This window comes from Qipengyuania sp. YIM B01966, assembly GCF_016461955.1.
Taxonomy (GTDB): Bacteria; Pseudomonadota; Alphaproteobacteria; order Sphingomonadales; family Sphingomonadaceae; genus QFOP01.
In genome coordinates, this window is sequence record NZ_JADMNM010000006.1 from 1 (window position 1) to 20,972 (window position 20,972).

At 66.4% G+C, this 20,972-nt stretch carries 23 protein-coding genes and 1 tRNA gene; 11 read left to right on the forward strand and 13 right to left on the reverse strand.

Going from position 1 to position 20,972, the window contains the following annotated elements; all coding sequences use genetic code 11:
• Positions 1–384, reverse strand: a 384-nt coding sequence (locus ILT46_RS12145) for a hypothetical protein (protein WP_233397122.1), incomplete at its 3' end; no start/stop codon positions are given.
• Positions 385–628: 244 nt separating this feature from the next.
• On the opposite strand from ILT46_RS12145, the gene ILT46_RS08220 reads away from it, so the two are divergent.
• On the forward strand, positions 629–2,791 hold the full coding sequence (locus ILT46_RS08220; RefSeq protein ID WP_199504161.1) for a DUF262 domain-containing protein: 2,163 nt from the start codon (positions 629–631) through the stop codon (positions 2,789–2,791).
• Positions 2,792–3,209: 418 nt separating this feature from the next.
• Here the strand turns inward: ILT46_RS08220 and ILT46_RS08225 are convergent.
• Positions 3,210–3,286: transfer RNA gene (locus ILT46_RS08225), tRNA-Arg, on the reverse strand.
• 129 nt (positions 3,287–3,415) lie between these two features.
• On the opposite strand from ILT46_RS08225, the gene ILT46_RS08230 reads away from it, so the two are divergent.
• From ILT46_RS08230 to ILT46_RS08240, 3 genes are all read left to right on the forward strand, one after another.
• Positions 3,416–3,832 (forward strand): hypothetical protein, encoded by a 417-nt coding sequence (locus ILT46_RS08230; RefSeq protein WP_233397123.1) that lies wholly within the window; start codon positions 3,416–3,418, stop codon positions 3,830–3,832.
• A 57-nt stretch (positions 3,833–3,889) separates the two neighbouring features.
• Positions 3,890–4,396: an MmcB family DNA repair protein gene (locus ILT46_RS08235; protein WP_199504162.1), complete on the forward strand. Its 507-nt coding sequence runs from the start codon at positions 3,890–3,892 to the stop codon at positions 4,394–4,396.
• Between the two features lie 94 nt (positions 4,397–4,490).
• Positions 4,491–6,140 (forward strand): PAS domain-containing protein, encoded by a 1,650-nt coding sequence (locus ILT46_RS08240; RefSeq protein ID WP_199504163.1) that lies wholly within the window; start codon positions 4,491–4,493, stop codon positions 6,138–6,140.
• Here the strand turns inward: ILT46_RS08240 and ILT46_RS08245 are convergent.
• Positions 6,137–6,574: a hypothetical protein gene (locus ILT46_RS08245; protein ID WP_199504164.1), complete on the reverse strand. Its 438-nt coding sequence runs from the start codon at positions 6,572–6,574 to the stop codon at positions 6,137–6,139. The two genes, ILT46_RS08240 and ILT46_RS08245, sit on opposite strands and share 4 nt — an antisense overlap.
• Positions 6,571–7,290 carry an EI24 domain-containing protein gene (locus ILT46_RS08250; RefSeq protein WP_199504165.1) on the reverse strand — a complete coding sequence of 240 codons (720 nt, stop codon included), beginning with the start codon at positions 7,288–7,290 and terminating at the stop codon, positions 6,571–6,573. The genes ILT46_RS08245 and ILT46_RS08250 overlap by 4 nt, the downstream gene beginning before the upstream one ends.
• A 122-nt stretch (positions 7,291–7,412) precedes the next feature.
• On the opposite strand from ILT46_RS08250, the gene ILT46_RS08255 reads away from it, so the two are divergent.
• Positions 7,413–8,426 (forward strand): adenosine kinase, encoded by a 1,014-nt coding sequence (locus ILT46_RS08255; RefSeq protein WP_199504166.1) that lies wholly within the window; start codon positions 7,413–7,415, stop codon positions 8,424–8,426.
• Here the strand turns inward: ILT46_RS08255 and purD are convergent.
• A complete protein-coding gene (purD, locus tag ILT46_RS08260) occupies positions 8,423–9,733 on the reverse strand; it encodes a phosphoribosylamine--glycine ligase (protein WP_199504167.1) in 1,311 nt (436 codons plus the stop codon). The two genes, ILT46_RS08255 and purD, sit on opposite strands and share 4 nt — an antisense overlap.
• Here purD and xseA point away from each other — a divergent pair.
• Genes xseA through ILT46_RS08280 form a run of 4 tightly spaced genes read left to right on the forward strand, consistent with a single transcriptional unit; the run spans position 9,732 to position 13,279 of the window.
• Positions 9,732–11,207, forward strand: a complete 1,476-nt coding sequence (gene xseA / locus ILT46_RS08265) for an exodeoxyribonuclease VII large subunit (RefSeq protein WP_199504168.1) — start codon at positions 9,732–9,734, stop codon at positions 11,205–11,207. The two genes, purD and xseA, sit on opposite strands and share 2 nt — an antisense overlap.
• A 24-nt stretch (positions 11,208–11,231) precedes the next feature.
• Complete coding sequence (locus tag ILT46_RS08270; protein ID WP_199504169.1) at positions 11,232–11,435, forward strand: DUF2093 domain-containing protein; 204 nt, start codon at positions 11,232–11,234, stop codon at positions 11,433–11,435.
• A gap of 9 nt (positions 11,436–11,444) precedes the next feature.
• Positions 11,445–12,296: a M23 family metallopeptidase gene (locus tag ILT46_RS08275; protein WP_199504170.1), complete on the forward strand. Its 852-nt coding sequence runs from the start codon at positions 11,445–11,447 to the stop codon at positions 12,294–12,296.
• Positions 12,293–13,279, forward strand: a complete 987-nt coding sequence (locus tag ILT46_RS08280) for an esterase-like activity of phytase family protein (RefSeq protein WP_199504171.1) — start codon at positions 12,293–12,295, stop codon at positions 13,277–13,279. Before ILT46_RS08275 ends, ILT46_RS08280 begins: the two co-directional genes overlap by 4 nt.
• 66 nt (positions 13,280–13,345) lie before the next feature.
• Here the strand turns inward: ILT46_RS08280 and rpmB are convergent, their stop codons facing one another.
• The gene (gene rpmB / locus ILT46_RS08285; RefSeq protein ID WP_199504172.1) at positions 13,346–13,639 is read right to left on the reverse strand and encodes a 50S ribosomal protein L28; all 294 of its coding nucleotides are present in this window, start codon (positions 13,637–13,639) and stop codon (positions 13,346–13,348) included.
• Between the two features lie 153 nt (positions 13,640–13,792).
• Between rpmB and ILT46_RS08290 the strand changes: the two genes are divergently transcribed.
• Complete coding sequence (locus tag ILT46_RS08290; RefSeq protein ID WP_199504173.1) at positions 13,793–14,248, forward strand: nucleoside deaminase; 456 nt, start codon at positions 13,793–13,795, stop codon at positions 14,246–14,248.
• Here the strand turns inward: ILT46_RS08290 and ILT46_RS08295 are convergent.
• From ILT46_RS08295 to ILT46_RS08315, 5 genes are all read right to left on the reverse strand, one after another.
• Positions 14,245–14,967, reverse strand: coding sequence for a ribonuclease T2 family protein (locus ILT46_RS08295; RefSeq protein WP_199504174.1), 723 nt, complete (start codon positions 14,965–14,967; stop codon positions 14,245–14,247). The two genes, ILT46_RS08290 and ILT46_RS08295, sit on opposite strands and share 4 nt — an antisense overlap.
• A 2-nt stretch (positions 14,968–14,969) precedes the next feature.
• On the reverse strand, positions 14,970–15,410 hold the full coding sequence (locus ILT46_RS08300; protein ID WP_199504175.1) for a hypothetical protein: 441 nt from the start codon (positions 15,408–15,410) through the stop codon (positions 14,970–14,972).
• Between the two features lie 78 nt (positions 15,411–15,488).
• On the reverse strand, positions 15,489–16,352 hold the full coding sequence (gene nadC, locus ILT46_RS08305) for a carboxylating nicotinate-nucleotide diphosphorylase (protein ID WP_233397124.1): 864 nt from the start codon (positions 16,350–16,352) through the stop codon (positions 15,489–15,491).
• A gap of 109 nt (positions 16,353–16,461) precedes the next feature.
• Positions 16,462–17,265: a LytR/AlgR family response regulator transcription factor gene (locus tag ILT46_RS08310; protein ID WP_199504177.1), complete on the reverse strand. Its 804-nt coding sequence runs from the start codon at positions 17,263–17,265 to the stop codon at positions 16,462–16,464.
• A complete protein-coding gene (locus ILT46_RS08315; RefSeq protein ID WP_199504178.1) occupies positions 17,262–18,509 on the reverse strand; it encodes a sensor histidine kinase in 1,248 nt (415 codons plus the stop codon). Before ILT46_RS08315 ends, ILT46_RS08310 begins: the two co-directional genes overlap by 4 nt.
• A gap of 182 nt (positions 18,510–18,691) precedes the next feature.
• On the opposite strand from ILT46_RS08315, the gene ILT46_RS08320 reads away from it, so the two are divergent.
• Positions 18,692–19,234, forward strand: coding sequence for an HD domain-containing protein (locus ILT46_RS08320; RefSeq protein WP_233397136.1), 543 nt, complete (start codon positions 18,692–18,694; stop codon positions 19,232–19,234).
• On the opposite strand, the gene ILT46_RS08325 is transcribed toward ILT46_RS08320, so the two are convergent.
• Positions 19,224–20,270, reverse strand: a complete 1,047-nt coding sequence (locus tag ILT46_RS08325) for a M48 family metallopeptidase (RefSeq protein ID WP_199504180.1) — start codon at positions 20,268–20,270, stop codon at positions 19,224–19,226. The genes ILT46_RS08320 and ILT46_RS08325 overlap by 11 nt on opposite strands.
• Complete coding sequence (locus ILT46_RS08330; RefSeq protein ID WP_199504181.1) at positions 20,267–20,968, reverse strand: DsbA family protein; 702 nt, start codon at positions 20,966–20,968, stop codon at positions 20,267–20,269. Before ILT46_RS08330 ends, ILT46_RS08325 begins: the two co-directional genes overlap by 4 nt.
• Positions 20,969–20,972: the final 4 nt, after the last annotated feature.

The following is a 20,972-nucleotide window of genomic DNA, read 5'->3' on the forward strand; positions in this document are numbered from 1 at the left end:
CGCCAAATGTTCTGACGACGGACAAAAGCCGATGACCATGTTTACAAGACGAAGACCGTCGAGACCGGTTTCTTCGATCTGGAGGGCGCTGAGAACATTTCTGCCGTTGTTTTTTCGAACGCTGGCACGATGGCGAAGTTCGACCGAATGGGTGTGGATGCGGGTTTCGCACCCGACGACCACCGCTACATGCGCATTGGATTTCGTCTCAATCCCGATCCGAATGCCGTAATCGGAACCCCGTTCAGCGAGGAAGTCGAAGCAGACAACGGCGAACGCTGGTCCGACGAGTTGCAGGTATTCCACAATCCGCGAGCCAAATTCCCGCTTCCTTTGGAGGCATTCGCAGGCGCAACCCAACACCAATTTGTAGACGGGCAGCATGTCTCTTACTCGAGCGGCACGCCGGTACTCAGTTCGCAAACAATCATCATGCACTTGGTTAGCAGCGAAGAATTCGACGCCGCTTCATCTCAGGCTATGGCGGATGTCGAAAATAGCAGAGATTAGATAAGAAAACGACCTTGTAGACCCTTGCACCGGGTTATGCCGTCAATAGGAACGAGCTCAATTATTTGCCAGCGAGTAGAGTTGCACTTGTTGGCAATGCGACGCAGAAGGTTACGCGATGAAACCGTACACTCGATCCATCATAGACCTGTTCGACGGCAAGCGTCGCTATCTGATCCCACTTTACCAGCGCCAGTACTCTTGGCGCGAGGACCCTCAGATCGCTCTGCTATGGGAAGACATCGAGCGCGCTGTCGAGCGGATCGAAACTGATCGCTCGGCGCTTGTCCCGCACTTCATGGGCGCCATTGTCATCAACCAGGTCAAAACCTACGGCAAGCAGGTACAAGCCTATGAGGTAATTGACGGGCAGCAGCGCTTGACCACCTTTCAACTGTTGTTGGCGGCGCTGCGCGACGTGGCGGCGGACAACGGCTCAAGCTACGCAGCCGAAGTGGGGAAGTACCTCTTGAATGACGGCGTCATGGAGGCACCTGAAGAGGAGCGGTACAAACTGTGGCCTTCGATCACGGATCGCCGCGCTTTTGTGAAGTTGATTGATCCTATCGCAGACCTCAACGCGATTGCAGGCCTAGCCGAAGATGACGAACTGGTCGGTAAGTTGGCAACCGTCGCATACAGTGCATTTCGACGGCGCATTCTCAATCTTGTCACCATTGGCGGCGGATATCAGGAAGGGCGTCTCGAGATACTTTTCGAGGCCCTGAAAGAAGGCCTGGCGGTCGTCTCGATTGAACTCGAAGGCGGCGATGATCCTCAGACAATCTTCGAAACCCTGAACAGCCGGGGTGTGGCGCTCTCTCCCGCAGATTTGCTGCGAAATTTCATATTCCAGCGCGCAAAGAGCTTGGGGCAAAGCGATGGTTCGCTCAATGTCGACAAGCTTTACGAAAAGCACTGGCTTCCGTTGGATCGGCAGGTCTGGAGCCAGGAGGCCTCCCGTGGCCGCCAGAAGCGCACACGCCTGGACTGGATGTTGACAGACCATCTCGCGATGCAAATTGGGGACATTGTTTCCATCGAGGGTCTGTTTGCCAACTACCGTAAGTGGATACTCAGCAACGCTCCGTTTCCCAGCGTAACCGAAGAACTGGAGTCGATCTCGGCTACCGCTGCCATTGAACAAAGGCTCTTCACACCGAAGGACGGCGATCCAGTTGGCAGATTTGGTCGAATGGCCGACGCCTTCGATGTTTCCACCGCGATGCCGCTGGCCATCTACCTTGCAACTGAGCCGACCGTGCTCCCCCGGCTCGGCGGAGCCTTCGAAGCTTTGGAAAGCTACATTCTGCGAAGGGATACCTGCGGTCTCACCACCAAGAACTATAATCGCTTCTTCGTGGCCCTGATCACCCGCCTACGCGAGTGCGACGGTGACAAGGTTGATGAGCTGATCTCGTACCTCTCGGGTCGCACTGCCGATCTCGACCGCTGGCCAGATGATGCCGAATGGCGGCGGAATTGGATCATGCGCGAGCAGTACGCCAATGCGCGCCAGCCGCGCCTTCGCTATATTCTTGAAGGGATCGAGCGCGCCAAGCACACATCGTTGACCGAAGACATCCTGATCCGATCTGCACTGACCATCGAGCATATCATGCCGCAGAAGTGGCAGACTGCTTGGCCTCTGCCTGGCATGGCAGGGCTGCGCGAAGAGGAATACGGGCCTGAACTCGCCAACTTGGTCCGTTCACGCAACAGCGCGGTCAATACGCTGGGCAACCTGACCCTCATGACCCAGGCGCTTAACTCCACCATTTCGAATGGACCCATCGCCGGCAAGATAGCCGCAATCAAGGCCAACGCAGCGCTAGCGCTGAACCGCGAGCTGCACGGCTATGAGCAGTGGGACGAGGACTCCATACAGGAGCGGGGCGCAGCCCTGTTTGAAGTAGCTCGAACGATTTGGCTTGCGCCACAGCGTGCAGAGCTTCTCGGCATAGGGATGGGGGCGAATTCAGAGCGAAATAACTTGCCGACGCCTTTCCCTCTCGACGGAACAAAGTGCCGATTTATCTACGCTGGGAATGAATATCAGGCATGCATCAAAGATGGGGGGCTCATCGTTGATGGCTTCGACGGCAAGCAGGCGTCTTTCTCTGCGGCTTCTGTCGCAGTGACGGGGACCAGCCGTAATGGATGGAATGACTGGCACCTTCAGATGGATGATGGCAGCTGGGTCCTAGCGAATGACTGGCGCAAGAAGCAGGTTTCGACCTCAGCTATGTCGACCGAGCCTAATGCAGGGAGCGCTGCCTGACTTATTTCGCGCAGGTGGCTATCCAGAACCCGAAAACTCGGGCTTCTGGATAGTCCCGAGAATTCGCAGGCCGAAAATTCTGCGAGCGACCATCAAGCCCCCCACCCCTTGATGCGATTCAATCCCCCCTCCGGGGTAGGCTGGCGAAAGGGATTCTTTTTCTCGGCCAGCCGTCTGCCTTCGTTCAGCACAGTAGTCGGTTGCATGTGGTGCGTATGAATGGGGAAGAGCGCGCCGCGAAATGTATGCAACGCGTCCTAGACCGGCACGCGTGGGACTTCTGACGGGGCAAAATCCGGTGATCTCACTGAGGCCGCTCGGGACTGCGAGGCAGGTCCAGAATGTGCCGCACACCTGCCCATGACCTGCCCAAGCCAAAGGGCGGGTATTTGTGCATTGCCTAAGTATTTGAAAAAAATGGCGCACCCGACAGGATTCGAACCTGTGACCTCTGCCTTCGGAGGGCAGCGCTCTATCCAGCTGAGCTACGGGTGCATCGCGGCGTGGGCCGGCGGGCCGGTTAGCAAAGCGGGCGGACAAGCGCCAGCCCCAACTGCGCCGGACGTGCGCGCGCGGGGCAACGTTGGGAAATTCGCAATCTTTATGCGTTAGCGCAGCGGGGCGATGAACATGATGTCCGCCCAATTCGCCCGCGAATCGGCACAGGCCGAGCCTGTACGCCAGCGTCTCAAGTCAGGAGCGCAGCAGACCAGCGTGACCTGGGCGGCCTTGCAGGATGTGGGGGCGGCGGTCGCTGCGATGGCCGGCGCCGTGCCTGACAAGCCCGACCCGCGCATTCGCAACCTGCCGGCGCAATTGCGCGATATTGGCGGGTGGCAGTGCGACCTCGGCGAACGCGCGATCGATGATCTGGCCGCCGTGATGCGTCCCGGCGTGGCGGCGCTGCTGGCAGTGACCGCGCGCGGGCAGGATCCCGCCCATGCGGCCCAGCGCCTGTGGGCCGAGTTCTGCAGCGCGCGTGATGCGTTGCTGGCACTTGCCCCCGAGCATGGGTCTATGGGCCCGCGCCGGAGCGCCTGACGCCAGGCAGCGCCCCGAACGCTTGACCGCGTTCCCTCTTCGTTCCATAGCGTGGTGATGACTGCGCCGGCTTCGGTTCCTGCTTTAGATGAGCTCCCCGTGCGCGAGGCGTTGGCCGTAGCGCGCGGCATCAGCCGGCTGTTCGCCCGTAACGGTATCTGGTGCCTGCCCGAAATGCCGCTGCGCAATGGCCGCCGGGCCGATCTGATGGGAATTGACGAGCGCGGCCACGTGATTGTGGTCGAGATCAAGGTCGCGCGCGGCGATCTGCTCGGCGATTCCAAATGGCCCGATTATCTCGACCATTGCGACCGGTTTTACTGGGGCCTGCCGCCGGGGCTCGACCGGGCCTGTCTCGAAACGTCAGCCTATCGCCCCGAATGCTGCGGGATCATCGCCGCTGATAGCTATGACGCGGAAATCATCCGGCCCGCACCGCTGCGCCCGCTCGCGGCTGCGCGGCGCAAGGTCGAGGTCGAACGGCTTGCCCGCACGGCGCTGCGCCGCCAGGTCTGCGCCACCGATCCCGCCTGCGCGCCATGGGCGTGCGACGAAGGCGTCTGAGCCGGCATCCACGCATCCGCGCGGCATTTAACGGGATATTTACCATGGTCCCCCAAAAGCTGTCTGACGCCATTACGGGGGTTAGGCACGGCTCATGGATACTCTGCGCAGCGCGTTCGGTTCGCCCGAATTCGGCTATGAGAGCTACAGCGAGGCCGACGAGGATGATGGCGTGGTCGCACCGCTGCCCACCCCTGTCGGGCAGGATGAACGGCGGATGCAGGTCCGAGCCTATAATTTCTGGGCAAGCCTGCTCGAGGATCGCAATTTTCCGCTGGTCGAAGACCTCGATCCGGCGAACCTCCCCGATTTCGGACCCTATTCGGTGCTGCTCGATTTCAGCACGGGGATCAACGATCCGCTGGTGCCCTTCATCGGCCACGAACTGGCGGCGGAGTGCGGCGCCGGGCAGCGGATCGACCGGCTGTCGGATGTACCCAGCCGCTCATTGCTGAGCCGGATCACCGATCATTATCTGCAGATCCTCGCCAATCAGGCGCCGATCGGCTTCGAGGCTGAATTCGTCAATCAGCGCGGCGCGACGATCCTGTATCGTGGCATCCTGCTGCCGTTTTCGAGCGACGACGATACGATCGATTTCATTTACGGCGTGATCAACTGGAAGGAACTGGCCGACCAGCTGACCACCGACGAGCTGCTGCTAGAGATCGACCAGGCTCTCGAGGCAAGCGAGGAAGAGGCGCCGCTCGTCCTGCGTGACAGCGAAGCGCTGGCCGATTGGGCCGACGCGCCCGTCGCCACCGACGACGATGGCAGAGACGGCGAGTTGCCGGCCCTGCCGCAGCCGCGCTTCGGCCAACTGGCGGCGACCGGCAGCGATGCACTGGGCGAGGACGCCTATTTCACCGACGAGGGCGAGGACGACGAGGAGGATGAGGGCAGCCATGCCGGCTATGCCTCGCTGCTCGGCTCGATCGGCGATGCGCCGCCGCTCGGCATGGGATACGCGCCCGACGATGCGGCGGTGGCGGACGAACTGAACGGTGATGCGCCCGCGCGCCCGGTCAAGCGGCCGGTCCTGCTCGCCGCAGAGGAGGATTTCGCCGCGCCGGCAGGCTTTGCGTTGGCGGATGAGGCTAACGATTTGACCGACGGCCTCGACCTTGCCGGGTTCGAGGATGCCGGCGGCCTTTACGATACGCTCGCTGCGGCCCGCGCCGCGGCAGAAACCGCGCGCACCAGCGAGGATCGCACCCGCGGCGCGCTTTATGCTGCGGTTGGCCGGGCCTATGACGTGTCGCTTGCCGCCGCCGCAGCGCCCGAGGATTTTGCCGAACTGGTCGCCGAAAGCGGCCTCACCGTGCAGGACCGCGCGCCGATGACCCCGGTGGTCAAGCTGGTGTTCGGCGCCGATTACGACAAGACGCGGCTGACCGAATATGCCGCCGTGCTCGACCATGCCCACCGCGTCGGGCTTGGCCGGGGGGAACTCGCGGGCTTCCTCAGCGCCGCCGAAGGCGGCCTCAAGGGCGTAGTGCAGGCCGAGCGGCGGCTGCGGCGTGAAGCGGCCGGCAAGCCGGTGGAGCAGAGCGGCGCGCTGCGCGAGGCGCTGGCGCGCAAGCTGCGGCGGCTTGAACCGCAGGACCTGCTGGCGATCCCGGCCGAAGGGCCGGAATTCGCGCTGGTGATGATCCGCCGCCTGGCCGACGGCACCGTCGCGCTGGTCAGAGAGGTGGACGATATGCCGCTGCTCGAACGCGCGGCGCGCAAACTGACCGCCTAACGGCGCGCCAGCGCCGCGACACAGGCCGCCCGGTCGACATCGAGCCCGTCGCTCGCACGACGGGCATCGACATAGCTGGCGCGCGGCTCCGCACCCGGGGCCGGGGGATAGAGATAGACGTCGAGCACGCAGGCCTCGCCGGTGAATTGCAGCTTGCGCGCATCGCCTTCCCACACGTCGAGCCGGGCAGCGCCGAAGCGGCCCAGCAGTCCTTCGCGCGTCTGGCCGAGCACGTTTTCAAGGCCCGGCATCGACATGATCCGCGCTGGTCGGAACCCTCCCGTGACAGGCGCAGGCGGTGCTGTTGGCGGGACCCGCACCGCCTCGGCCGCGCGCGGACGGGGCAACTCGGCAGCGGGCGCGGCTCCACTGGCGGCGCAGGCCGCCAAGGCCGGCAGCGCCAGCGCCGCGAGGATCGTATTACGCGCATTCATGCCGCTCTCCCTGCCCGGCGGTGGATGAGATGGGTCGCGGCGGCCGCGCCGAGCACCGGCGCGACCAGATTGATAATCGGCACCATCAGCAGCCCGGCGACAATTCCGCCCAGCGCCAGCCGCGTTCCCGCACCGACCCCCTGCGCTTCGCCGGAAACCTCGTCCGGCAGCTCGCTGTCTCCGGCGGCAAGTTGCGGCAGCAGCACCATGTCCTGCAACTCGCGGCCGATCAGCCAGGCGTTGACCGCGAGAAACACCAGCGGCGCGCCGATTCCGGTGACGGCAAAGGCCAGCGCTACCGGCAGCGCCAGCGCATTGGCCAGCAGCGCGCGCAGCCCGCCCCGCGCCGCATTGCGCATTTCGCGCCCTAGCGGCAATCGCTTGGCGCGAGCGCGCGCGGCGGGATAATGGCGCGCCTCGACCGCGTGAACGACCTCGTCGGCGAAGAAATTGATCACCGCCAGCGCGATCAGGCGGAACAGCAGCCAGATGCCGACGATCCCGAACAGCAGCCAGACGATCACAGCGAAATCTTCTGGCGGCTCTGGCCACCACCGCCGCATCGCCCAGCCCAGCACGAACCATCCGGCGGCCAGCAACGCCGCTAACAGCGCCAGCGTGATCAGCACCGATTTTGCCAGCACCCGCAGGATGCGCGGGTCGGCCAGCTGGCCCAGCGCCAAGCCCAGCGCGGCGGGAAGCGAGGTTCGTGCCATCAGCGGCGCTTGTGTGCCGGGCGCGCCGGCCAAGTCAATCGGCGAGCCGCTTGGCGCGCGGCGCATTGGGCGCTAGGCGCGGCGGGCGCCCCGCTGGCGGGCTGCCAGACGCAAGGATTTTCATGACCGAACCCCGTTATGACGTGATCGCGATCGGCAATGCCATCGTCGATGTGATGGCCCCGTGCGAAGATGCGCTGATCGAGGAACTGGGCCTCAATCATGGCGGGATGACGCTGGTCGATGCGGCCCGCGCGCGCGAACTGTACGATGCGATGGGCCCGGCGCGCGAGATTTCGGGCGGATCGGCGGCCAATACGCTGGCCGGGCTGTCGGCGCTGGGGGCGCAATGCGCGTTCATCGGCCAGGTCGCCGATGACCAGCTGGGCGAGGTCTTCGCCCACGATATCCGCGCCGTCGGGATCGATTTCGACACGCCGCCCCGCCCGACCAGCAATACCGATGCCGACCCGCCCACGGCGCGTTGCCTGATCTTCGTCACCCCCGATGCACAGCGGACGATGAACACCTTCCTCGGTGCGAGCCAGTTCCTGCCCGCCGACGCGCTCGATGCCGAGGCGGTGGCGGGTGCGCGGGTGCTCTATCTTGAAGGCTATCTGTGGGATCCCGAAGAACCACGTGCGGCGATGCGCCGGGCGATCGAGGCGGCCCGCGCGGCCGGGCGCAAGGTTGCCTTCACCCTGTCCGAAGTGTTCGTGATCGAACGCCACGGCGACGATTTCCGCGCGCTGATCGAAGATGGGCTGATCGACATCCTGTTCGCCAATCACCTCGAACTGGCCGCGCTGACCGGCGAGGGAGATTTCGAGGCGGGAATCGCCGCGCTCGCTGGCAAGGTACCGGTGCTGGTCGTCACCCGCAGCGCCGATGGCGCGGTGGCGATTGCCGGGGGCGAGCGGGCCGAAGTCGCTGCCGAGCCGATCGACCATGTGGTCGACACGACCGGCGCGGGCGATCTGTTCGCTGCCGGGTTCCTCTATGGCCATGTGCGCGACGAACCGCTCGAACGGTGTCTGCGCCGCGGCGCCATCGCCGCCGCCGAGATCATCAGCCATTATGGCGCCCGGCCCGAAGCCAATCTGCAAGCCCTGATGGCCGCGCGGCTGGGCGGTTAACCCGCCGTCTGGGCGGCCGCATCTTCCCGGGCGACTTCGCGCCAGCCGATGTCGCGGCGGCAGAACAGGCCGGGCGCATCGAGCGCATCAACCGCTTGGTACGCACGCGCCTGCGCTTCGGCCACGCTGGCGCCGAGCGCGGTCACGTTGAGCACGCGCCCGCCATTGGCGACCAGCCCGCCGCCACTATCGCGCGCGGTGCCCGCATGGAACACCCTGGCGCCGGCCGCCTCGGCGGCGGCGAGGCCGTTGATCGGGCTGCCCTTGGCGGGCGTGCCGGGATAGCCGTCTGCCGCCATCACCACGGTCAGCGCCGCTTCGCGGGCAAAGCGCGGGGCGGGGATGCTGGCGAGGCGGTGTTCGGCCGCGGCCAGCAGCACTTCACCCAGATCGCTCTCCAACCGCATCATCAGCGCCTGGCACTCCGGGTCGCCGAAGCGGGCATTATATTCGATCAGCTTGGGCCCGTCCGCGGTCAGCATCAGCCCGGCATAGAGTACCCCGCAATAGGGGGTGCCGGCGTCGGCCATCGCCTTGACCGTGGGGGCGATGATCCGCTCGATCACCTCGCCGCGCAGCATCGGCGTCAGCACCCGCGCCGGGCTGTAGGCGCCCATGCCGCCGGTATTGGGGCCGGTATCGCCATCGCCCACGCGCTTGTGATCCTGCGCGCTGCCGAAGGGGACGATGATCGCCCCGTCGGTGATGGCAAAAAAGCTCGCTTCCTCGCCTTCCATGAACTCCTCGATCACCACTTCGGCCCCGGCACTGCCGAACTGGCCGGCGAACATCTCGGCCAGCCCGCTCTCCGCCTCGGCGCGGGTGGCAGCGATCACCACCCCCTTTCCTGCCGCCAGCCCGTCGGCCTTGAGGACATAGGGCGCCTCGAACGCGTCGAGCGCGGCGCGTGCCTCGGCTAGCGACGCGGTGCGCCGGTATCCGGCGGTGGGGATGCCGGCGCGCGCGCACAGATCCTTGGTAAAGCCTTTGCTGCCTTCGAGCTGCGCGGCCTGCTGCGACGGGCCGAACACCGGGATCCCCGCGCCGCGCAGCGCATCGCCCAGACCATCGACCAGCGGCGCCTCCGGCCCAACCACGACGAAGCCGATCAGCGCCTCTTCGCAAAAGGCCAGCACCGCGGCATGATCGGTCAGATCGAGCGCTACGCAGCTTGCATGGTCGGCAATGCCGGGGTTGCCCGGTGCGGCGTAAAGCGTATCCTGCGCCCCTGCCAGCAGCCGTGATTGCGCCAGCTTCCAGGCCAGCGCGTGTTCGCGCCCCCCCGCACCCAGCAAAAGGATATTCATGCCCGCATCTCCGCTGTTTCCCGGAAACGACACGCCGGGCCAGTCAGGCGCGCTGGTAGCGCCAAGCCGGCCCGGCGACAATTCCGAGGCGCTGTCGGTCTCCGAACTCGCCAATGCGCTGAAGCGCACGGTCGAGGACCGCTTCGGCGCGGTGCGGCTGCGCGGCGAATTGTCGGGCGTCAAGCGCGCCGCCTCTGGGCACCTTTACGCCTGCCTCAAGGACGAGAACGCGGTGATCGACGCGGTGATGTGGCGGACCGCCGCCCAGCGCCTCGCTTTCGTGCCCGAAGACGGGCTGGAGGTGATCGCCAGCGGCAAGGTAACGACCTATCCCGGCCGCTCGAAATACCAGATCGTGATCGACCGGCTGGAGGTCGCGGGCGAAGGGGCGCTGCTCGCGCTGCTCGAGAGAACCCGCCGCCGGCTGGAGGCCGAGGGGCTGTTTGCCGCCGAGCGCAAGCGGAAGCTGCCGTTTCTGCCGCGCACCATCGGGGTGGTGACCAGCCCGACCGGCGCGGTGATCCGCGATATTCTCCACCGGCTGGCCGACCGCTTTCCGAGCCATGTGATCGTCTGGCCGGTGCTGGTGCAAGGTCAGGGCGCGGCCGAACAGGTGGCGGCGGCGGTGCGCGGCTTCTCCGCGCTGGCCCCGGGCGGGCCCGTACCGCCCCCCGATCTTGTGATCGTCGCGCGCGGCGGCGGCTCGATCGAGGATCTTTGGAGCTTCAACGAAGAGGCGGTGGTCCGCGCGATTGCCGAATGCACCATCCCGACGATTTGCGCGGTTGGCCACGAAACCGATACCAGCCTCGCCGACTATGCCGCCGACCGGCGCGCGCCGACGCCGACCGCCGCCGCCGAGATTGCCGTGCCGGTGCGCGCGGAACTGGCCGCAACGCTGGCCGATTTTGCCCGTCGCAAGCGGCGCTGTGCGCTCGCCCCGGTGGAACTCGGCCGCGAGCGGCTGGAGGCGCGGGCGCAGCGCCTGCCCCGCCCAGACGCGCTGTTCGCCGCGCAGGTGCAGAAACTAGATGAGCTGGGCGAGCGGCTGCGGCGGGGGCTGTCCGACCGGGCAGCGCTCGCCCGCGCGGCGCTGCTGGCCGATTCGGCGCGGCTGTCGGCGCCGCTGCTGCGCTCGCGACTGGGGCAGGCGCAGCAGGCGCTCGCCGGACAGCGGCTGGACCCACGCGTGCTCGGCCGGCGGCTGACGCAGGCGCAGGAGCGGCTGGGCGCGCTCGGCCGATTGCACGCCAGCCTCGACTATCGCGCCCCGCTGGCGCGCGGTTATGCGCTGGTGCGCGGCGCTGATGGCCACGTTCGCCCGACACGCGCCGCCGCTGCGCACGACACGCGGCTGACGCTCGAATTCGCGGACGGGACGCTGGCGGTGACCCCCGCCGGCGCTGCTGCCCAGCCTGTTCGCCGCACCCGCGCTGCCGCGCCCGTGCCGGGTCAGCAGGATTTGTTCGGCTAGCCGCGATTTGCTAGGGCGTCGGCCATGTTGATGAATTCGCCCGACCCGCTGGCTAAGCTGTCCTATGGCCCCAACGGCTTTCGCGTGCTGCGCCCCGGCCAGCACGTGCTGTGCGCGGTGACGGGCGAGCCGGTTCCGCTCGACGAGCTGCGCTATTGGAGCGTCACCCGCCAGGAAGCCTATGCCAGCGCCGAAGCCGCCACCCGCCGGCTGTCCGGGGAGGGATAAGGGATCGGGATGATCAACGCGTGCCTGTGGCTGGTGGCGGCTTTTCTCGCCGCCGCCGCGCCGGCTGCTGACAGCGCAGGCCCCGCATCAGCCGCGCCAGCCATGCGGGGCGAGGCGTTCACCGTGTCCGGCCGCCAGACGCAGGGTGGCTGGGTGCGCGGGCAGGCCCCTGCCGGCACGGTGAGCGCGCGGCTCGGCCGCACACCGCTCACGCTTGACGGTGACGGGCGCTTCTTTGCCGCGTTCGATCGCGATGCTGGCCACAGCCAGGCGCTGGTGGCGGAACTGGCCGATGGGCGCGAGGTCGAAAAGCACTTGCTGGTAACTCCGCGTGACTGGCGCATCGAACACGTCAATGTCGCCCGCCGGCCGGGCGGGGCGAGCGACGCGTTTCTCGCCCGCCGCGCGCCCGAACTCGCCGCGATTGCCGCCGCGCGGCAGGTGGACACCGGCGCGCAAGGCTGGCGCCAGGATTTTCGCTGGCCCGCACATGGACGGATTTCGGGCCGCTTCGGGGCGCAGCGCGTCTATCGCGGCGAACCGGGCGCCTATCATTCGGGGCTCGACATTGCCGGCGGGGCGGGCGCGCCCTTTTACGCCCCGGCTGACGGGGTGGTGGTGCTGGCTGCGGCGACGCCCTTCAGCCTCGAGGGTTATCTGCTGATCATCGATCACGGGCAGGGGCTCAATTCGGCCTTCCTCCATTCTACGCGGCTGCTGGTGCGCGAGGGCGAGACGGTGCGCCAGGGCCAGCAATTGGGGACGATCGGCGCCACCGGGCGCGCGACCGGGCCGCATCTGCACTGGAGCCTCGTCTGGCGCGGCCAGCGGCTCGACCCGCTGCTGTTCCTGCCCGAGTGAGCGCGCCGGCCACGCGGCACTGGCGGCTGGCGCTGGCGGCGCTGGTCGCGGCGGGGCTGGCCCCCGGCACCTGGTGGCGCAGCACGCCGCCCGAGCCCGATTACCACGCGGGCCTGTCCGTCAGAGCGGTAACGCCTTCCCCGCAGCGCCTCGGCCCGTTCGCGCTCACTGGCGCATGGCACCTGACCAGCGCCAACAGCCATTTCGGTTCGTGGTCGGCCATGCTGATGCAGGGCGATGGCCGCCTTTTGCTGGCAAGCGATCGCGGGCGGATGCTCATGATGCCGCCGCCCGGCACGCCCGGCGAAAGCGGGATGAGCTATTTCGCCGGGCAGGCCGAAGCCATCAAGGCGCGCGCCGATATCGAAGCGCTGACCGCCGATCGCGTGACAGGGCGCATCTGGGCCAGCTTCGAAGGCAGCAACGCGGTCGTCCGCTATGAACCCGGCTTCAGGCAAACGCGCACGGTGCAGCCGCGCGCCATGCGGGGCTGGAGCGCCAATTCCGGGCCTGAGGCAATGGCCCGGCTGGCCGATCGGCGATTTATCGTGCTGTCGGAAGGGCGCCAGCGCTGGACCGGTAGCACCGCGCCCGCGCTGCTGTTCCCCGGAGATCCGGTGACCGGGGTGGAACCACTCCGCTTCCTCTATACACTCGATGGCGACTACCGCCCGGTCGACATGGCGGCGCTGCCCGACGGGCGGGTGCTGGTGCTCGAGAGGCGCGTTCGGCTCGGGCTCCCGCCGCGCTTTTCCAGCCGTTTGCGGCTTTTTGATCCTCAACAGATCGCCGCCGGCACCCCGTGGCAAGGCGACGTGCTGGCGACCATTGCCGGCCCGCTGGCGGAAAATTACGAAGGGCTGGCGGTGGAGCCCGGCGCAGGCGGGCGGCTGACGCTGTGGCTGGTGTCGGACGACAACAATATGCGGTTCCAGCGCACGCTGCTGCTGCGGCTTGAGGGGGCAGTTCCGCCCGCGCGCTGAAACGCAAAAAAGCGGGCGAATCGCTCCGCCCGCTCCATGCTTTTCTGGTTAGACATTCCGCGCGGCTCAGGCCGCGGCGGCGTCACCCGACTTCTTGAGTTCGCGCTTCACCTTGAGCGCACGCGGGCTGAGCTTGTCGTCCGCAGTCTTGAGCAGCCAGTTGTCGAGCCCGCCATTGTGCTCGACCGAGCGCAGCCCGTGCGTCGAAACACGAAACTTGAACCCGCGATCGAGCTTCTCGCTCAGCAGGGTGACATTCTGCAGGTTGGGCAGAAAGACGCGCTTGGTCTTGTTGTTGGCGTGGCTCACATTGTGGCCGACCTGGCGGCCCTTGCCCGTCAGTTCGCAGATGCGCGACATGGTGTATCTCTCGTTCGAATCATGGGGGGCCACAAGGGCCGCTCTGTCCCGGGAAAGGCGCGCGCTTAGCGGCGTTGCCCTGCGAGGTCAAGCTGCGCGCGCGGCTCCGGTGGCCGTTGCCGCACGCGCCCGGCGCGCCTATCGCCAAGGCCGATGACCGCCTGGCCGCTCCCCCCGCCAATGGCCGAAGCCCTGCGCCAGGCCGAACGCGCCGCCGCCGCAGGCGAGGTGCCGGTGGGTGCGGTGGTGGTCCATCAGGGCCGCATCATCGCCGCCGCGCACAACGCGCCGCGTAGTTTGGCCGATCCGACCGCCCATGCCGAACTGCTCTCCATCCGGAAGGCGGCCGCCGCGCTCGGGCAGGAGCGGCTGACCGAGTGCGAATTGTGGGTCACGCTCGAACCCTGCGCGATGTGTGCCGGCGCGATCGCCCATGCGCGGATTGCCCGGCTCTATTACGGCGCGGCTGATCCCAAGGGCGGGGCGGTGGCGCATGGCGCGCATGTGTTCGACCAGCCGCAATGCCTCCACCGGCCTGACATCTATCCCGGCATCGGTGAGGAGCGCGCTGCGACGTTATTGCGCGCATTCTTCCAGGAGCGGCGCTAGAGCCCGCGCCATATCCGCACGCTTGCATTGTCGCGCGCGCCCAGCCGCCGCGCATCGCAGCGCGTGGGCATGAAATGGCGGCCATAGCAGAGCCGTATCTCGTCCAGCCAGCCACGACGATTGAGGTGCACACCCACCGCATCTGCACGCCAGCCCGGATTTGCGATCACGAATGCCTCGCGGATGGCGCCGGCGTTCAGCTCCGGCCGGCGCGACAGTTGGTCGAGATCGGGCTTGGCAAGACTGTTCCACAGGATTGCCGCTACACGGAAATAGGTATCGGGCCGGCGCGCCATGCAGCTGCCGTGCTTGGCCCATTCATGTGCCAGCAGACGTGCACTCGGCGTCATGCACAGGTGGCGGCGGACGAGGGCGGACGAAGGCACAGGGGAGGAAGTGCACCATTGCGGATAATTGCCGCCGCGTCCCTCGGGCCAGAGGCCGTGCAGGATAAGTCCGAAGCGGCCATTGCGCCCGCCGCATTGCAGCGTCGCGCCGCCCCGCTCGCCAGCGGCGCGGCAATATTCGGGCGACCAGCTGAGCGCCATCGTATAGCCGGTGACGGGCACCCGGCGCACCGGCCCGTCGCGCGTCACTGTCGGCACGCTGACCCGCGCCGGCATCCGGCATTGATAGGCCTGCGCCAGCGCGGGTGCTGGCAGCCCGCCGCACAAGAAGAGCAGCGCGGCGGCCGCCGCCGGTCGGGCCGCCGCGCGCATGATCAATCGATGCGGGTGTGGTCGGTATGCACGCTGTCCACCGCCGCCGGGCGGGCAAACCAGGCCTTCGCATCGGGGCGGAACAGGAAATAGATCGCCGCGCCCTGCAGTACCGTCGACAATAGCGACACGATCAGCGGTAACGCGGGCAGCGCGCCAAGCGAGCCCGGCAGCATCACCAGCCCGACCACGAAGAACACCACCAGAATCCACTTGGCGATGTTGCTGGCCCGGCGCGAGATGAAATACCACAGCAGCAGCGAGATCAGCATAGAGAAGATGAACACGCCGATCAGGAAATTGTCGCCCACCATCGCTGCCGCATTGGGATCGGCGGCGAGCTGTTCGCGCATGGCCGGCATCGAAACGAAGAAGTTGATCGCCCCCAGCACCAGCGAGGCGAGGAACAATTTGTCGAACATGGTGATGGAATGCGGTCTCATCGAAACCCCCTATGATGACCCGCCCGGCAATGCGAGCAGCGACGAATCTACGGCGCGGGTTATTTTGCGCAAGCGCAATCAGCGCAGTGGGATGAAGTCGAGCCCGATATCCGCCGCCGGCGCGCTCTGCGTCAGCCGCCCGACTGACACGTAATCGACTCCGCTGGCCGCCTTGGCGCGGATCGTGTCGAGGTTGATCCCGCCGCTGGCCTCTGTGGGCACGCGCCCGTCCACCACGGACACCGCGCGGCGCAGCGTGGCCGCATCCATATTGTCGAGCAACAGGCGCGTGGCGCCGGCGGCCAGTGCCGGCTCGATCTGGTCGATCCGGTCTACCTCGCAGATGATCTCGGCCACGCCGGCGGCCACCGCGCGGCGCACCGCCTCGCCCACCGAACCGGCGACGAGGACATGATTGTCCTTGATCATCGCCGCATCCCACAGGCCCATCCGGTGATTGGCCCCGCCGCCCATCCGCACGGCGTATTTTTCCAGGTGCCGCAGCCCCGGAATGGTCTTGCGCGTATCGAGCAGCGTGCAGGCCGGATTATCCATCGCCCGCACATAGGCGGCGACCATGGTGGCGATGCCCGACAGGTGCTGCACGGTGTTGAGCGCGCTGCGTTCGGCCGTCAACATGGCGCGGGCATTGCCTTCGAGCCGCATCAGATCAGTGCCCGGCGCGGCCTCGGCGCCCTCTTCGACCAGAATGTCGATGGTCATTGCGGGATCGCGCGCGCGGAAGAAGGCGGCGGCAATCGGCAGGCCGGCAACGCGGATCGCATCGCGCGTATCCATCACGCCCGAAAAGCGCGCCTCGGCGGGGATCACGCTGTCGCTGGTCACGTCCCGCCCGCCGCCCGGCAGGCCAGCGCCAAGATCCTCGGCCAGCGTCTCGCGCACGAACCGGTCGAGGTCGAAGCCTTCAAGGTGCCAGTTCAAATTTGTCTCCGCTCGCCCTGAGCCTGTCGAAGGGCAGATGATGCGCCCGCGGTTGTCCATGCTTCGACAGGCTCAGCATGCGCGGATGTGATGAAACAGTTGTGCGAAATCAATGCACGAACCGCGCGACCACGTCGCGATAGGAGCGACTGACCTTCACCTCCGCCCCGGAATCGAGCACCAGGAAGCATTCGCCATTGGTATGCGGCTTGACCTGCCGGACCTGGTCGAGATTGACGATGGTCGAGCGGTGGACGCGCTGGAAGGTGCGAGGGTCCAGCCGGCGTTCGAGATCCTTCATCGTTTCGCGCAGGACATAGGAATTGTTGGCCGTGGCGATTACCATGTAGTCGCCCGCCGCCTCGATATGTTCGATCGAGGCGATCTCGACCCGGAACACCTGCCCGCGATCCTTGATGTTGATCAGCTTCTCATATCGGCCCGCAGTATCCGGAGCCGCATCATCGGCGGCGAATTCCTCTGCTGCATCGGGCGCAACTTCGCTGAGCACCGTCTTGAGCTTTTCCGCTTCTTCCGAGCTGCGCTTTTCGGCCAGGCGCTGGCGGACCCGCTCGATCGTGTCGGCTAGCTTGTCCTCGTCCACCGGCTTCATCAGATAATTGACGGCATTGGCCTCGAACGCGCGGATCGCGTGTTCCTCATACGCGGTGACGAACACGAACAGCGGCGGTTCGAGGTCCATCACCCCCTTGACCACGCTGAACCCGTCGAAGCCCGGCATCTGGATGTCGAGGAAAACGAGATCGGGCTTCTCGGTCTTGATCTTGCGTATCGCCTCGCGGCCATTGGCACAGGTGTCGATTATCTCGACATCGTCGAACTTCTGCAGGCGAAGCTGAAGGCCCTGAATGGCCAGTTTCTCGTCATCGACGAGGAGGGTGCGAATTGTCATGGCAATGTTCCGGTCGCGGCGCGCGCGGACGCCGACAGGGTCAGGGAGGTGTCATCCGGCGCAGTGGCGGCGGCCTCATTAGCAGACGTAGCGGCGGTTTCGTGCGGCAGTTCGATCACCACGGTGAAGCCGCCTTCGGCCGGGGTGCGGATTTCGAAGAGGTGGTCCTCGCCATAGGCCTGCGCCAGCCGGTCGCGGATATTGGCAAGGCCAACCCCCGTCGAAGTCGGCCGGGCAGCGGACGAGGCAGCGACCGGCCCGGTCACAGCAGCATTGTTCCCCTCGCCGGTCATCCTGGCCAGCACGCTGGCGGCGCGTTGCCCGTCTGGCAAGCCGGGGCCGGTGTCGGACACGGTAACTCGCAGCCGCGGCCCGACGAGTTGCGCGCAGATGCTGATTTCGGCCCCTTCCTCCTGCGGCCCTACGGCGTATTTGATGGCATTTTCGACCAGCGGCTGGAGCAGCATCGAAGGCAGTTCGGCCGCTTGCGCCGCCGGGTCGATCTGGAATCGGGTGCGCAGCCGTTCCTCGAACCGCATCCGCTCGATCTCGAGATAGAGCTTCAGCGTATCGACCTCCTGCGCCACCGTCACCTTGCTGCCCGGCTGGCTGACCAGCGTGTGCCGCAGGAAGGCCGACAGCCGCGTCAGCATGGCATTGGCGGGCTCGGTCTGTTTGAGCAGCACAAGCGTGCTGATCGAATTGAGCGTATTGAACAGGAAATGCGGGTTGAGCTGGTAACGCAGCATAGCGAGCTGCGCGGTCGTCGCCTGCATTTCCAGCCGTTCCAGCCGGTCGGCCTGCTCCTCGATCCGCAGGAAATAATTGATCGCGTAATAGAGCGCCGACCACGCGCCGAGCAGCGTCAGGTCGATATAGAAGAAGCTCAAGAGCCGCTGGACGATCGGCGTTTCGCTGTCGGGTCGATAAAGCGCGTTCACCCAGCCATCGATGAACGCGTATAGCGCCACCGCGACGAACAGGACTACCACCGTGGCCGTCCAGGTGACCAGCGGCCGGCGGTCGATCAGCTGGCGGTAGATGACCGACAACACCAGGCTGATCGAAAAGCCGGTGATGGTCTGAATCAGGATCGGAATCAGGAAATCCCATTCCTGCTGCCCGGCCAGCGCCGACATTGTGCGCAGCACCATCGCCCCGGCCCAGCCGGCAAATTGCAGGCGCCAGAATGCGCCGGTCTTGTCATCGAAAAACGGGGCCGGCTGAAAGGCGAGCGGTCGCATCACCGCGCCACTCTAGCGCGAAACGGCATTCGCCCGCTATGTGTTTTGCCTCGTTGCCAATCCCGGCTAGGCTCAGGTTTGAGGAGTGCCTGATGGAACGGATCGATTCTGCCCCGCCCGCCGCGCCTGATGCGGAAGCGACCTTGGCTCACGCCGTCGCGGAACGCGCGCGTTTCCGCGAGATGAAGGAAGGCACGGCCGAGGATTGGGCAATCATCGGCGGTGAATACCGCGCCTTTGCCCGCGGCCTGCCGGACCGCGTGCTCGACCATCTGCGCCTGCTTGACGGGGATTTCGGCGGTTTCCCGGTCTGCCGGCTCGAACATTCGCTGCAGACCGCCACCCGCGCGCACCGCGACGGGCGCGGCGAGCAATATGTCGTGATGGCGCTGCTGCACGATATTGGCGACACGCTGGGCAGCTACAACCACCCCGAGGTGGCGGCCGCGATCCTGAAGCCATTCGTCAGCGAGGAGGTTCACTGGATCTGCCAGAACCACGGCGCGTTCCAGGGCTATTATTATTTCCATTACATCGGCGGCGACCGCGAGGTGCGCGAGCAGTTTCGTGGACATCCGCATTTCGACGCCTGCGCCGAATTCTGCGAGAAATACGATCAGGCCGCGTTCGATCCCGATTACGAGAGCGAACCGCTATCCTTCTTCGAGCCGATGGTGCGCCGTGTGATGGAACGCCCGCTGGCCTCGATGTACGTCAACGACTGACGCCGGCCCCTTCGGCTGACCCGGCCACCGGCGCGCTTGCCGGGGCATCGGCGGCAGGGTGCGTATCGCGGGCGAAATCGCGCAGCCAGTTGGCCTGCCCGCCCCGCGCCTGCGAGGCGGCGATGCGTGGCAATTCGGCGGCGATGAAGCCCGCCCGTTCGTCCCACCCGTCATGCGTGCGGACGCGGAAGATCCCGCCCGCATGGACCGGCCCCCACCGTGCCATGAAGCGGCGCGCGGCATCGGCGGGATAGCCGGCATTGGCCATCAGCCACGGCATCATCCGGTCGGCCTCGCGTTCGGTCATGCGAATGTTGTTCTGGTTGCGGCCATTGGTGCCCAGCCACAGGCGATGTTCGAGGATATTGTGCGCCAGTTCATGTGCCAGCGCGGCGGCGAATTCTTCCTCGGCATAGCCGAAGCCGGCGAAATTGCGCCCGATGATCACCCGCGTCCCGTCGGCCAGCGCGCGGTCGGAATCGCTCAGCACCTCGAACCGGCTGGGGCAGGCGGGCACCCCGGCAATGCTGGCGCGCTTGTCCTGCCCCTGCGCGGTGCGCCAGGCGATCTCGACCGTGCCGGCGCTGGCGAGCGCCGCGTCGATCCTGTCGTGGAGGCCGGCCAGCCGCTTCCAGTCGGGGCTGCGCGGCGCCGGCAGATCGGCGATGGCCTGTCCGGCAATGCTGACGATTTCGGCCCCCGGCTTCAATTCCGCCATTGCGGCAGGCGAACCGGGAGGAACCGCCTGCGCGGCAATCGGCCCCGACAGCTTGAGCGCGGTGCGCACCTTGTCGGGCTGCGGCCAGGCGCCGGCATCCATCAGCACCAGGCCGATTGCCGGCCTGGCGGCGGCGCAGAACGGGGCATTGGCGGTGGCGAGTTTCCAGCCGATCGCCTGAATCCGCCCTTCGGCGGCGCGCAGATCGGCGATGCTCTGCTGCAACTGCGCCGGAGTCTGCCGTTGCTGCGCACTGGCCGGGGGGGCGAGTGCCAGGGTGACAAAGGCGACACCTGTGACAACCGCTCGCCGGATCATTTGCGCGCCTCCTCGATCGCCTGCTGAAGCGCCGCTTCGGGCACCGCGCCTTCGATCGTGCGGCCATCGATCACCCAGCTCGGCGTGCCCGAAAAGCCCAGCTTCTGCGCCAGATCGGCGTTGCGGGCGAGTTCGAAGCTGGCTTCCTGCGATCCGGCGAACTGGCGTGCCGCAGCCATGTCGATCCCGGCGGCGGCGGCGACCCGCGCGATGCTCGCTTCGGTCGGGCGCCCGGCTGCATAAAGACCGTTATGAAAGGCGCCATATTTGCCCTGTTTGGCCGCCGCGAGCGCCATTCGTGCGGCCTGATCGCTGCCTTCGAAAATCGGCCATTCGCGGATCACCACCTTCAGATCGGGATTGCGGGCGATAAGCTGTTCGACGATTGCCTGCGATTGCCGGCAATAGCCGCAGGCATAATCGGTAAACTCGACCAGCGTGACAGTGCCCTGCGGATTGCCCAGCACCGCGCCGGGAAAGGGCGTGGTCACCGCCCCGCCCGCTTCGGCCAGCCGCGCGGCGCCCTGATCGCGTTCATACGCCTCGGCCATGCGCGGCAACAGATCGGGTGTGCCGAGCAGGAAGGCCTCGGTCCGCTTGTCGGCCATGCCGCTCGCGCTCCACAGCGCAGCACCCGCAAAGCCGCCCGCCAGCGCGAGGATCACGGTGAGGACGTAGCGGCGCAGATTGCTGGTCATGCGC